Origin of the sequence: Micromonospora sp. NPDC007220 (assembly GCF_040634035.1) — a bacterium.
Classification (GTDB): Bacteria; Actinomycetota; Actinomycetes; order Mycobacteriales; family Micromonosporaceae; genus Micromonospora; species Micromonospora reichwaldensis.
Genome location: NZ_JBEYEU010000024.1, coordinates 73,348 through 85,786, shown reverse-complemented (window position 1 = coordinate 85,786; position 12,439 = coordinate 73,348). Strand labels below are relative to the sequence as shown.

Annotated in this window: 11 protein-coding genes; 2 read left to right on the top strand and 9 right to left on the bottom strand. The window is 73.6% G+C overall.

The window, feature by feature from the left end; genetic code table 11:
- Window positions 1–41: 41 nt before the first annotated feature.
- The 5 genes from ABZ573_RS27580 to ABZ573_RS27560 form a co-directional block, all read right to left on the bottom strand.
- Window positions 42–1,799 carry an extracellular solute-binding protein gene (locus ABZ573_RS27580; protein WP_358121915.1) on the bottom strand — a complete coding sequence of 586 codons (1,758 nt, stop codon included), beginning with the start codon at window positions 1,797–1,799 and terminating at the stop codon, window positions 42–44.
- Window positions 1,800–1,948: 149 nt separating this feature from the next.
- Complete coding sequence (locus tag ABZ573_RS27575; protein WP_358121913.1) at window positions 1,949–3,196, bottom strand: serine/threonine-protein kinase; 1,248 nt, start codon at window positions 3,194–3,196, stop codon at window positions 1,949–1,951.
- 244 nt (window positions 3,197–3,440) lie between these two features.
- Entirely contained in the window at window positions 3,441–4,082 is a 642-nt protein-coding gene (locus ABZ573_RS27570) for a hypothetical protein (RefSeq protein ID WP_358121911.1), read from the bottom strand.
- A 13-nt stretch (window positions 4,083–4,095) separates the two neighbouring features.
- On the bottom strand, window positions 4,096–5,874 hold the full coding sequence (locus ABZ573_RS27565; RefSeq protein WP_327028586.1) for a DUF4012 domain-containing protein: 1,779 nt from the start codon (window positions 5,872–5,874) through the stop codon (window positions 4,096–4,098).
- A 120-nt stretch (window positions 5,875–5,994) separates the two neighbouring features.
- Window positions 5,995–7,218 (bottom strand): glycosyltransferase family 4 protein, encoded by a 1,224-nt coding sequence (locus tag ABZ573_RS27560; protein ID WP_358121909.1) that lies wholly within the window; start codon window positions 7,216–7,218, stop codon window positions 5,995–5,997.
- A gap of 162 nt (window positions 7,219–7,380) precedes the next feature.
- Between ABZ573_RS27560 and ABZ573_RS27555 the strand changes: the two genes are divergently transcribed.
- Window positions 7,381–7,935 carry a low molecular weight phosphatase family protein gene (locus ABZ573_RS27555; protein ID WP_358121907.1) on the top strand — a complete coding sequence of 185 codons (555 nt, stop codon included), beginning with the start codon at window positions 7,381–7,383 and terminating at the stop codon, window positions 7,933–7,935.
- On the opposite strand, the gene ABZ573_RS27550 is transcribed toward ABZ573_RS27555, so the two are convergent.
- A complete protein-coding gene (locus ABZ573_RS27550; protein ID WP_358121905.1) occupies window positions 7,916–9,376 on the bottom strand; it encodes a polysaccharide biosynthesis tyrosine autokinase in 1,461 nt (486 codons plus the stop codon). The two genes, ABZ573_RS27555 and ABZ573_RS27550, sit on opposite strands and share 20 nt — an antisense overlap.
- A gap of 332 nt (window positions 9,377–9,708) precedes the next feature.
- On the opposite strand from ABZ573_RS27550, the gene nhaA reads away from it, so the two are divergent.
- A complete protein-coding gene (nhaA, locus tag ABZ573_RS27545; protein ID WP_151455144.1) occupies window positions 9,709–11,031 on the top strand; it encodes a Na+/H+ antiporter NhaA in 1,323 nt (440 codons plus the stop codon).
- Window positions 11,032–11,133: 102 nt separating this feature from the next.
- On the opposite strand, the gene ABZ573_RS27540 is transcribed toward nhaA, so the two are convergent.
- From ABZ573_RS27540 to ABZ573_RS27530, 3 genes are read right to left on the bottom strand one after another with little or no spacing between them, the layout of a single operon-like run.
- Window positions 11,134–11,448, bottom strand: coding sequence for a hypothetical protein (locus ABZ573_RS27540; RefSeq protein ID WP_192581429.1), 315 nt, complete (start codon window positions 11,446–11,448; stop codon window positions 11,134–11,136).
- Window positions 11,445–11,807, bottom strand: a complete 363-nt coding sequence (locus ABZ573_RS27535; protein WP_151455143.1) for a DUF1622 domain-containing protein — start codon at window positions 11,805–11,807, stop codon at window positions 11,445–11,447. Before ABZ573_RS27535 ends, ABZ573_RS27540 begins: the two co-directional genes overlap by 4 nt.
- 38 nt (window positions 11,808–11,845) lie before the next feature.
- A complete protein-coding gene (locus tag ABZ573_RS27530) occupies window positions 11,846–12,433 on the bottom strand; it encodes a TMEM165/GDT1 family protein (protein WP_132235035.1) in 588 nt (195 codons plus the stop codon).
- Window positions 12,434–12,439 lie beyond the last annotated feature (6 nt).

The following is a 12,439-nucleotide window of genomic DNA, read 5'->3' as shown; positions in this document are numbered from 1 at the left end:
GCGGGACGACGCGCGTCGTCCCGCCCGGCAGCGCCGGCGGCTCAGAAGCTGCTGACCAGCTTCACGAACGCCTCGTCGATCATGGCAGGATCCGTGGCGTCGAACGCCTTGCCCGACGACGCCTTGGCGATCCGGTCCAGCGTGGCGAAGTCCGAATCCCCGTCGAAGGCGATGCAGAAGACCTTCACCGGGCGCCGCGGGTCCAGGGCGACGTCCGCGAGCAGCCGGTTCAGGTCGTTGTCCCGGGCGTACTCGTTCTTGCCGTCGGTCAGCACGACGACGGCGTTGATCCGGTCCGGGTCGTACCGGTCGACCAGCTGCCGGTGGGCGGCCCGGACCGTCGCGTAGAGGGCGGTGTCGCCCGCGACGTGCAGGCCGGCGATCCGGTCGTTGATCCGCTTCTGGTCGAAGTCGCCGAGCCGGACCTCCTCCCGGTACGGGCCTTCGGGCCGCTTCTTGGTCTCCGAGGAGAACGACCAGAGCCCGACCCGGTCCTCGGAGTTGAGCAGCGCGAGCCCCTTCTCCGCCGCCGCCGAGGCGACCTGGAAGCGGGTGCTGTTCCCGACCCGTTTCTCCATCGACCCGGAGGTGTCCAGCGCGATCAGGATGTTGGCCTTCTTGCGCAGCGTGCCCCAGCCGTCCAGCATCGCCTCGACCACCTCCGGGTTCGGCGGATCGAAGTAGGACAGCCCGCCGTCGGGCTCGGCGCCGACGCTGGCGAGCAGCTCCGCCGAGGCCTGGCGTTCGTGGTCCCGGAAACCGAGGCGGGCGAAGCTCTTCTGCTGGAGGTCCGCGGTCAGGAACTTCAGAAAGTCGTCCGCCGCCGCGCGCTGCCGTTCGTCGGCGGAGGGGAGCACCACGAACGGGTGGTCCAGGTTGAAGGTGCCCTCCTTCGGGTGTACGGCCACCAGCGGGACCTTCGGTCGGGGGCCCCGCTCTTGGCCCTCCTGCCGCGGGCTCAGCCCGCCCTCGTTGTAGAGGTGGACCAGCTCCTCCTGCATGACGATGGCGCTCATGTCGCCCGTGCCGGCGCCCGTACCGGTCAGGTCGGCCTCGGCGAGGTCGCGGAGCAGCTCCACCGAGTCGTCGCTGTAGTGCGACACGTTGGCCTCGATCTGCCGGACGAACCGGGTCACCTTCGGGTCCGACAGGTCCGACTTGGTCAGGTCGCTGGAGCGGTTCGCGGCGGCGTAGTAGGTGGCGATGGTCGCCGCCAGACCCGAGGTGGAGAGGTTCGGGTTGTCCTTGCCGAAGGTGAAGCGGCCCCACTCCGGTTTGCCGAAGCCCGCCCAGCCCTGCCGCCCGGAGAGGCCGAGGATCTCCCCCCAGCCCAGCGGCCCGCGCCCGCGTACCAGCTCGCCCTTGGGCTGCGGCATCGCGATGACCAGCGGGCTGTTGGCGATCGACGGGTACCGGTCCGGCGTCTGCGGCGCCCGCCCGGCGGCCTCGTCGAGCAGCCGCAGCTGGCCGGTCCACAGGCTCGACGTCGGCAACCAGACCTGCGGCTCCGGCAGGCCGGTGCCGCTCCAGCCGACGGCGAGCGCCTCGGTGGCCTTGCCCGAGTTCAGGGCGCTGACGTGCACCTGGGCGCAGCCGCCGCCGTCGAGCGTCCGGTCGCTGTCGTTGTACCGCGCGGCCAACTCGACCAGCAGCGCCGCCTTCTCGGTCGAGGCGTTGACGTCCAGGCGGACGGCGCAGTCGGCCCGGGACCGGTCGCTGCCCGCGTCCCGCTGCCGCACGAGCAGGAACGCCCCGCCGATGACCAGCAGCCCGGCGGTTACGGCTGCGGTGTACGGCAACCACTGTCGTGCACGCGACGGGGCTGGGGCCATGGCGACGTCCTCCTCGGCGGTCAACTGGTGGCAGTCAACCTATCGGTGCGGTGCCACCGGCGGTGTCCGACCCGGCCGTCCGGGACGCTCACCCCCACCCACCTGCGCACCCTCGGTCAGTGGCGATCGGAGCGGCCGCCGAGGGCCGTCGCGACCAGCAGCCGTACCGCGTAGACCACGACGAAGGTGGTCGCCCCGGCGGCCGCGGCCCCGTCCACCGCGCTCGACGCGACGTAGCCGGCCGCGGCGCCGACCGAGCCGAGGAAGATCGCGGTCGAGATGCCCCAGGCGTCGGTCGACTCGCGGCGGAGCCGCCGCCCCCAGCCGCCGCCCGCCTGGTCGGCGGGCGCGGAACCCGTGAACGGGCTCTGCGACGTCTGTTCAAGGCGCGTCGGCGCCGTCGGTTCCGGCCGGTCCGGCAGCGGATCCGACGCGGTACGGGGCAACGGCAGCGGCTGGCCCGGCGTCGGCGCGCCGGCGGTCTCGTTGCCGAGTTGGAGCACGGTCTCCCGGCGCAGCGGGCCCGCGTCCCGGACGTCCTGCCCGAGCAGCCGCATCAGCACCTCTTCGGCCTCCGGCCGCTCCGCCGGGTCCTTGGCCAGGCACTGCCGGATCAGCTCGTCGAGGCCCGGTGGCAGCGCGGGCAGGTCGGGCGGCTCGTTGAGCACCCGGTGCATCACCGCGAAGAGCGAGTCGGTGCCGAACGGTGGCCGGCCCCCGGCGGCGAAGGCGATGGTGGCGGCCCAGGCGAAGACGTCGCACGGTGGCCCGACCGAGTCGTTACGGAACCGCTCCGGGGCCATGTACGCGGTGGTCCCCAGCACCCGGCTGGTCACCGTCTCGGTGACGCCCAGGGCGCGGGCGATGCCGAAGTCGATCACCCGGGGGCCGTCCCGGCCGAGCACCACGTTGTCTGGCTTCAGGTCGCAGTGCACGATGTCGGAGCGGTGGATCGCGGCGAGCGCGGTGGCCGTACCGACGGCGAGCCGGTGCAGCGCGTTGCCGGCGACCGGGCCCTGCTCGCGGACGTGCCGGTAGAGGGTCGGGCCCTCGATGAACTCGCTGACCACGTAGGGGCGTTCGCCGTCGACCTCGGCGAAGAGCACCTGCGCGGTGCAGAACGGCACGACGCGGCGCGCCGCGGCGATCTCCTTCATGAACTGCGACCGCGCCCGCAGGTCACTCAGGTCGATGTTGATCATCTTGACGGCCACCTGGTGGCCCTGGTCGTCCTCGCCGAGGTAGACCACGCCCTGACCGCCCGCGCCCAGCCGACCGACCAGCCGGTACGGACCGGCGGTCACCGGGTCGTGCGTCCACAGTGGCACCAGCCCCGGCACCGGCGCGCCGGCCAGTCCTGTCATCCCGACTCCATCGCTGTCGTGTCCCCTGCCACCCGGCAGCGGAGGACACGGTCATGGTGCCATGCCGCCGCCTGCTGGCCGAGGGGTGCCCGACGGACGGAAGGCCTCCCCGGGGCGGGATCGGGTGGGCCGGCGCGGCGGTACGACCGAGGCGGTACGGGACGAGCTGGCGCCCGTCGGAGGTCTCCGACGGGCGCCAGCCGTTTCGCGGTGTCCGGGCACTGCCCGAAGGGGAGCTTCACCGTCAGCGCGCGGCTCCCATGCCGAAGCGGTGGCGCTTGCGCCAGACCAGCGACAGCAGCAGGAGCACCGCGCCGGCGCCGACGAGGCCGCCGCCGAACTTCATCGGGGTGCTCAGGCTGTCGCCCGTGACGGGCAGCGGCGGCGTGTGCTTCTTGAGCACGGTCAGCGTCGCGGTCGCCACCCGGTGGTACGTCTGGCCCTCGGCCCGGAAGGTGTACGTGCCGTGGTGACGCGGCGTGTAGGTGGTGCGGAAGTAGCCGTCGTCGTTAGCCGTGACCTCCAGGGTCCTGGGGTTCGGCTGGGGCGCCTGCTGGAACGAGACCGGCACCATCGCGACGATCTCGCCGTCGCTGCGGCGCGCCTGGTCGGCGCCCGGCACGGCGGCGGCGAGCGGGGACGTGCTGACGGTGATGATCACCGTCTCGCCCGGCCCCCAGCCCCTGCCGATCAGGGTGGCGGTCTGGCCGACCACGACGGTCGGCGGGGTCACGGCGAGCGTCGGGGTGCCGCCCGGCGGGTAGATCGGTGGTTGTGGCGTTCCGGTGCCCGGCGTCGGCTGCGGCTGCGCCGCCCCCGCTGCGGTCGGCACGGCCAGCACGGCCAGACCGACCGTGAGCGCCATGATGATGCGGGATAGCCGCATGATTGGTTCCCTCCTACTGATCACAGCTTGGTGCGGAAACAACTTGGGTGGTCCATGGGGTGGCGGTGGGGGTCAGCCACAGCTCGGCGGTACCGACGCCGGTGGTCGCCGTCAGGACGGTGACCTCCAACGTGCGGGAGCCCCCCGGGCCGACCTCGACGTTGGCGGTGCTCACCTGGCGGCGCCGTTCGGTGCCGCTGCCCACCGCCGTCTCGACGCCGTCCAGACGGGCGGCGAGCACCGCCCCACCGGCGGGGCTGTGCACCGACACCAACGTGCGGACGGTGTACGGGTCACCGGCCAGACCGAGGCCGAGGACCGACTCGCTGAGACCCGACTTCGGCGCCGACGAGCGCAGGGTGACCCGGAGTCGGAGTTCCCGGCGGCCGTCGGACCGGCAGTCGCCGACCGCCAGGGTCGCCGACGGCCGGAGGTAGTAGCCGAGCTTCGCGCCGCTGCCGTCGTTGAGGAACACGCCGACCGTGGGCACGGTGTCCTTCTCCGGAAGCGCCCCGGCCAACCGGCTGTCGCCGATCCTCCGTTGCTCTTCGTTTCGGGCACTCCAGAACAATATCCGGCGTTCAGTGACAGCACGGTCAAATGAGGACAACAACGCCTTCGGGTCTACATTCTTCGTGACCAGCGCGTCGAACACGGCGGCGGCGGAGGCGGCGAAGAAGGCGTCCTGTTCCTCGTTGTCCATCCGCTGGTAGCTGTCGCTGAGCACCGTCTGCACGACCTTCTCGGCGGCCAGCGGGACACCCCCGGGCACCATCACCGGGCCCGTGGCCTTGAGCAGATACGACAGCACCACCGGGTCGACGGCGAGCACCCCGTCCACGGTGGTGCCCGTACGCCGGCGGAACATCTCCCGGTAGAGGGCGGCGGCGGTCGGGAAGTGCGGGGTGAGGTTGACGTCGGCCGGATAGATCCCGGGCAGGTCGGCCCAGAGGCTGCGCACCTCGGCGGGCACCTTCAGCGGCGGCTGGAACCGGCCCAGCGTGCTGCTGGTGCCCTGCCGCCCCATCCGGACCCGGCCGTCGGCCGCGTGGATGACCGCGTACGCGCCGATCATCCCGCCGGTGGCGCGCAGCTCGGCCGGGTTCTGGGAGACCACCAGGTAGGTGCGGGGGCCGTCGGCGCCCAGCAGCCCCGGCAGCAGCCGGCTGGCCTCGTCCGCGGCGGCGGTCAGGCCGGCCAGCCGGTCGATCTCGCCCCGCAGGTCGCCGAGCGCCTGCCGGACCTGACCGACCAGGCCCTCGGTGGGCACCGTCGCGAGGCTGTCCCGGGCACCCTGCACCGTGGCGTTGACCCTGGCCAGCTCGGCCGACAGGGCCCGCAGCCGACCCACGTCCAGCCGCCCGCCCGCCGGCACCAGGCTGGTCAGGTCGGCGCGCAGCAACGGCGGGAACGCCTGCCGGGCCAGGTCGTCGATGGCCACCGAGATCTGCCGGACGGCCGCCAGGTTGTCCCCCGCGTACGGGGCGTGCCGACCGACCCACCAGCCGGGGTCACCGGTCGCCGCCCGGGCACTGCCGGACTGCTCCTGGAGCGCCGCGAGGGTGCGCTGCGCCCGGGCGGTGTCACCCCCGACCACCTGGGCGCTCAGCTCCCGGGCCAGGCCGGCGGAGTTGAGCAGGTGGGCGCGGGCCTGCCAGCCCCGGAAGCCCACCCAGCCACCGGTCAGCAGCAGCAGCGAACCCACCACGAGGGCGGCGAGCAGGGCCCGGCGCAGCTGCCGCCGTCGGCGGGAACCACCACGCCGTCGACGCGGTCTCGCGCTCTCCGTCACACCACACGTCCTTCCTGGGGAACGGCGGGCGGACCCCGTTCCGCTACCGCTCCACACTGCTAACGATCGTTTTCGCCCAAAGATGACGCGGTTGACCGGTATGCGAGCCCCGCTCGCCGGTCACCGGGCGCCGGGGCGCCCGGCAGCCGCCTCGTACAGCAGCCGTTCGATCCGCTCCACACCCGCCGACATCGACATCTCCCGCAGGTACGCCTCCCGGCCGCGCCGGCCCATGTCGGCCCGGGCGGGTGGCGGGATGGTGGCGGCCAGCCAGAACCGGTCGGCGAGGCTCGCCCAGTCCCCCGGCGGGCAGGAGAGCCCCGCCCGGGCCCGTTCCACCAGGTCCGCGGTGTCGCCGCCGGCGGAGGCCACCACGGGCACGGCGCAGGAGAACGCCGCCTGGAGCTTCGCCGGCAGGGTGCTGCGCAGCTCGGGCAGGTCCCGCAGCATGACGAGCTGGTAGTCGGCGGCGGCGTACAGGTCCGGCATGTCCGGCGGGGACCGCCGCTCGACGAAGCGCACGTTCTCGGCCCGCAGGTCGGCGGCGAGCCCCCGCACCCGCCGCTCGTCCGCGCCCGAGCCCACCAGGACGAGGTCCACGGTGTGGTCCAGCGCCGCCGCCGCCCGTACCGCGGTCTCCAGGCCCTGCCGGGCGCCGATGGTGCCGGCGTGCATCACCACGCACCGCTCGTCGCGCCGGACCAGCCGGTGAGCCGCGCGGCTGGGCCGGGCTGGGTGGAAGATCCGCTCGTCGGTCCAGTTGAGCACCACCCGCACCCGGGCCGGGTCCACGCCCGCCGCGACGACCCGGTCGCGCAGCGACGGCGCGGCGACCGCGATCCCGTCCGCGGCCCGGTAGACCCGCGCCATCGCGGCGGCGATCCGCCCGGCCCACCGCCCGTTCTCGGCCCCGACCGGCTCGTCCTCCGCCCAGACGTCCTGCACGTGCACGACGGTCGGCACCCGGCCCAGCAGGCGGAGCAGGCCCGCCGCCGCGAAGGCGTTCGCCGGCGGCAGGTGGACGTAGAGGGCGTCGACGTCGGCCAGGAACCACCGCCCGGTCACCGCCGCGCTGCCGGCGAACGACAGGTGGCCGGCCATCCGGCCGCGGAGCGAACCGTCCCCGGCGGAGTAGCGCGGGACCCGCCGGACCGTCAGCCGCTCGCTGTGGGTCTCGTACCGCCAGCGCTGCCGCCAGCCCGGGTAGACGTGGCCGCCGGGGTAGTCGGGGAAGCCGGTCAGCACCTTCACCTCGTGCCCCCGGACGGCGAGTTCCTCGGCGAGACTGCCCGGGATGAACGCCGGCTCGGGCGGGAAGTGGTACGACAGGATCCCGATCCTCACCGACCCGCCTCCGTCCGGCCGGGACTCCTCGGCGCGGCACCGTGCCGCGGAGTCGTCCGGCCCGCGTACGATGCCGACATCCCCTCCACGTCCGGCCGGCTCCGACGGCCGGCCGCCGGCGCGGCGCCACCGTCCGCGACGGCACCGACGAGAGGGGTCCGCATGGTCGACCGGGTGTTGTTCGTCTGCCACGCCAACCTGTGCCGGTCACCGATGGCCGAGTACATCGCCCGTCGCCTGCTGGCCGGGCGCGCGGTGACGGTCGCCAGCGCCGGCACGGACGCCGTCGACGACCTGCGAATGCACCCGCACGCGGCGGACCTGGCGGCCGAGACCGGCGGGGATCCCACCGACTTTCGCAGCCGACGGCTGCGCCCGGAGCACCTGGCCGGGGCGACGCTGGTGCTCACGGCCACGCGCCGCCAGCGCTCGGTGTGCACCGCCCTCGCGCCGGCCGCGCTGCACCGGACGTTCACCCTCCGCCAGTTCGGCCGGCTGGCCTCGGCCGCCGACCCGACGACGGATCCGGCCGACGGTCCCCTGCGGGCGGCGGTCGAGGCCGCCGCCCGCGCCCGGGGGCGGCTGCAACCCGCCACCGGGGACGCGGACGACCTGCGGGACCCGATCGGCGGCACCTCCGCCGACTTCCGACGCTGCGCGGAGGAGATCGAACGGTCGATGCGACCCCTCGCGGCGCTCATCGCGACAGCCGGGTGAGTTCCTGCGTACGGTCGCTGACGACGCCGTCGACCCGCTCCGCGTGCCGGGCGGACGGGGTCGCGTCCGCCGGCACCTCCGGAGTCGCGGCGGCGGCGACCACCCGGTAGGCCTCGTACTGGTACTCCTCCGCCTTCGCCACCTTCGCCATGTTCAGCACGCAGCCGAGCAGCCGGACGGAGACCGAGTTCAGCGCGCGGGCGGCCTGCGCCACCTGGCTGCGGGAGGTGCGGCCCTGCTGGGAGACCAGGAGCGCGCCGTCGGCCTGCACGGCCACCACCACGCCGTCCGTCACGGCCAGCAGCGGGGCCGTGTCGATGATGACGATGTCGGCGGACTCCCGCAGGGCGAGCAGCAGGTCCGCCATCGCCTTGGAGCCGAGCAGCTCGCTGGGGTTGGGCGGCGCCGAGCCGCTCGGGAGCACCAGCAGGGACTTGTCGCCCCAGCGCTGCACCACGTCGCCGACCTGGACGTCGCCGACGAGCACGTCGGTCAGCCCGATGCCCGCGTCGAGCCCCAGGTAGTCGGCGACCTTCGGGCGGCGCAGGTCGGCGTCGACCAGCAGCACCCGCCAGCCGGCCTCGGCCAGGGCGATCGCCAGGTTGCAGGAGAGCGTCGTCTTGCCCTCGCCCTGCAGGGCGCTGGTGACCGCGATGACGCGGGCGGGCTCGTGCACGTCGACGAAGCGCAGGTTGGTGCGCAGCTTGCGCACCGCCTCGGCCCGGGCGGAGTTCGCCGCCGCGCCGACGATCAACGGCTCCGACTTCGCGGTGCTCTCGAAGGGGATCTCGCCGAGCAGCGGGCTGCCGGTGGTACGCCGGAGGCCGGCGGCGTCGCGCAGGCGGACGTCGGCGACCCCGCGCAGGATCGCCAGGCCCACGCCGGCGAGCAGGCCGAGCAGCGTACCGACGGCGAAGTTGCGGACCGGCTGCGGCGAGACGGGCGTCGGGGTGACCCGGGGCCCGCTGACGACCTCGATCCTGATCGGCCCGGCCTTGCCGTCCTGGGTCGTCTCCACCTTCTGCACCAGCTGGACGAACTGCGCGGAGAGCACCTCGGTGACCTTCAGGGCGCGGCTCTGGTCCGTGTCGGTCACCGACGCGCGCAGCAGCACGGTGCCGGTCTCGGTGGAGGTGCTGACCCGGCGCTGGACCTCCTCGGCGGTGAGCCCGACCGGAGCCTCGGCGACGACGCTCTGCGCGAGGCGGTCGCTGGTCAGCAGTTCCGCGTAGGACTTGACCCGCTGCTGGAGGAAGAGGCCGCCCTGGTAGGCGTCGGTGACGCCCTGGCTGGGCGTGGTGACGAAGAAGGTCACCGACGCGACGTAGCGGGGCTGCGCCCGGACGGTGACGAGGGCGGTGACGCCGAGCGCGACCATGACGGTGAGGAGCACGATCCACCAGTGCCGGCGCACGAGGCGGAGTTGGCGGTACAGGTCCATCAGGCGCGCCTCCGTACCAGGCCGGTAACGCCAAAGAACTTCACGAAAACCCCCAAGGTCGACTTAATCTCGTGAAACCATTAAAGCGACTCATACGCCTTATGTCCCGAGTTACGTATTTTCACCCCTTGACATCGGCGCCCGACCCACCACCGGACAAACGGGCGGACGGCGTCCCGGGTGGCGGGGGGAAGGCGACCGGACGTGACGAGGCCGGCAATCGCCCCTCCCGGCTCGCCGGTCGCGGCGCCGCTGGATAGGGTCGACAAGGGTGTGCCGGGAAGCCTGGTCGGCGTCGACCCCTGCTGCCCGAGACAAGGTGAATCCCGCGCATGACCAACCGCGCCCCGCACGCCGACCGACCCCGCCCGCCCCGCCGCTTCTTCTCGCGTACGTCCTGGCCGGAGGCCCGGTTCCTGGCCGACGTGCTGCGGACCGAGACCGTCGGCGGCGGCCTCCTGCTGCTCGGCGCGGTGGTCGCGCTGGTCTGGGCCAACTCGCCCTGGGGGTCCTCCTACGCCGCCCTCGGCGCGTGGGTGCCCTGGTCGGACGGGGCAGCCCTGCACCTGGACCTGGACCTCGCCGCCTGGGCCGCCGACGGCCTCCTGGCGATCTTCTTCTTCGTCGTCGGGCTCGAACTCAAGCGCGAGTTCGTCGCGGGCGACCTGCGCGACCCTCGCCGGGCGGCGCTGCCCGTGATCGCGGCGGTCGGCGGCATGGCGGCGCCCGCCCTGATCTACCTCGGGATCAACCTCGCCGCCGGCGGGGACGGGCTGCGGGGGTGGGCCATCCCCACCGCGACGGACATCGCCTTCGCCCTCGCCGTCCTCGCGGTCATCGGCTCGCACCTGCCGCAGGGCCTGCGCGCCTTCCTGCTGACCCTGGCGGTGGTCGACGACCTGCTCGCCATCACCATCATCGCGATCTTCTACACCGCCGACTTCAGCCCGCTGCCGCTGCTCGCCGCCCTGGTCCCCATCGCCCTCTTCGGCCTGCTCGTGCAGCGGCGCAAGACGTGGTGGTGGGCGCTGATCCCGTTGGCGGCCACCGCGTGGGTCCTCATGCACGCCTCCGGGGTACACGCCACCGTGGCGGGCGTCCTGCTGGGCTTCACCGTGCCCGTCCTGCGGGGCAAGGCCGGCGACGCGCACGGGCTCGCCGAGCACCTGGAGCACCGCTGGCGCCCCATCTCGGCCGGTTTCGCGGTGCCGATCTTCGCGTTCTTCGCGGCCGGGGTGTCGCTGCGGGGCGCCGACCTGGGGGCCATCGTCACCGACCCGATCGTGATCGGCGTCGTCGCCGGTCTGGTGCTCGGCAAGGTCATCGGGATCTTCGGCTCGACGTTCCTGCTCGCCCGGTTCACCCGAGCGCAGCTCGACGAGGACATCACCTGGACGGACCTGCTCGGCGTGGCGCTGCTCGCCGGGATCGGGTTCACCGTCTCCCTGCTGATCGGCGAACTCGCGTTCGGCCCCGGCAGCGCCGCCGCCGGCAACGTCAAGGCGGCCGTGCTGACCGGCTCGGTGATCTCCGCGCTGCTCGCCACGGTCGTGTTGATGCGGCGCAACGCCGCCTACCGGCGGATCGCCGAGGCGGAGCGGGTGGACGCCGACCGCGACGGCGTGCCGGACGTCTACCAGCGCGGGCAGGGCTGAACCGGCCGCCGCACCCCCGGACGAGGCACCGCACCGGGCACGGCTCGCTCAGCGCCGGTCGCCGCGCCGGGCCGGGCCGCCGGGCGGTCGCCGGGCCTGCCGTTACTGCTGGCGGTGCCGGCCCGGCGTCGGCCATTTGGCCGCGTCCGGCGCCGGCGGAGGTCGGAGCCGCCCCGGCGGTCCGGTCGGCCCGCTGGCGGTGAGCGCGGCCCAGAGCAGCCGGCGCAGCAGGACGATCGCCGCCGCCGCGGCCAGGGCCGTCCAGCCCTGGCCGCCGGCCAGCCGCAGCAGCCCGGCGGCGGTCAGCAGGTCCAGCAGCACCCGCATCGCGCACCGCCAGGATCCCGTGCCGAGCAGCACCGCCAGCCCGGCCAGGGTGGCGAGGGCGGTGGTGGCGGTGACCAGGACACGGATCAACGGGCGCGCTCCGACTCCCGGACCTGCTGCTGCTCCTGGCGGATCTCCCGGCCGAGGAAGTAGTTCAGCGCGGTCCGGATCGCCGCGATGGCCGCCAGCTGACCGATCTGGGTGAAGGTCGGCGAGACCGCCGTACGCAGGATGTCCGCCGCGAGCTGGAACTCCAGCCCGAGGGTGAGGAACCGCCCCAGGGAGAGCCGGATCGGGGTGAACACGGCGGCGCTGCGGTGCCGCAGTCCCTCGACCACGAACCGCAGCGCCGCCCACGCCGCCCCGACGAAGATGACCACCGCCCCGGCGACCTCCACCGCCGTGACCAGGCCCTGGTAGCCGTGGCGCAGGATCTCCTCGACGCCCATCCGCTGCCGTTACCCGGCCAGCACGGCGGTAGTCGGCGTCAGGTGAGCTGCGTGACGGCCTCCAGGATCAGCCAGAGCCCGCAGATCGCGAAGAGCACCGCGGCGCCGTACTTGATGGTCTTCTCGGGCAGCCGCTTGCCGAGCATCCGCCCGACGAGGATGGCGAGCGCGTCCGCCGCCACCATGCCGATCGTCGAGCCGAGCCAGGTGCCGAACCAGCCGTACTGGGTGGCGAGGGTGATGGTGGCGAGCATGGTCTTGTCGCCCAGCTCGGCCAGGAAGAACGCGACCGACACCGCGACGATGGCGGACTTGCTGCTCTTCTCGGCCTTGCGCTTCTCCTCCTCGGTGAGCGAGTCACCGCGCAGGGTCCACGCGCCGAAACCGAGGAACGCCAGGCCCGCGACGAGCGAGATCCACTCCGTCGGCAGCGCGGCGCCGAGCCCGTAGCCGATCGCCACCGAGGCCAGGTGCACCACGGCGGTGGCGACGGTGATCCCGATCAGGACCGGCACGGTCTTGAAGCGGGTGGCGAAGGTCAGGGCCATCAGCTGGGACTTGTCCCCCAGCTCGGCGACGAAGATGACGCCGAAGCTGACGACCAGCGCGACGAGGAAACCTTCCATGACATC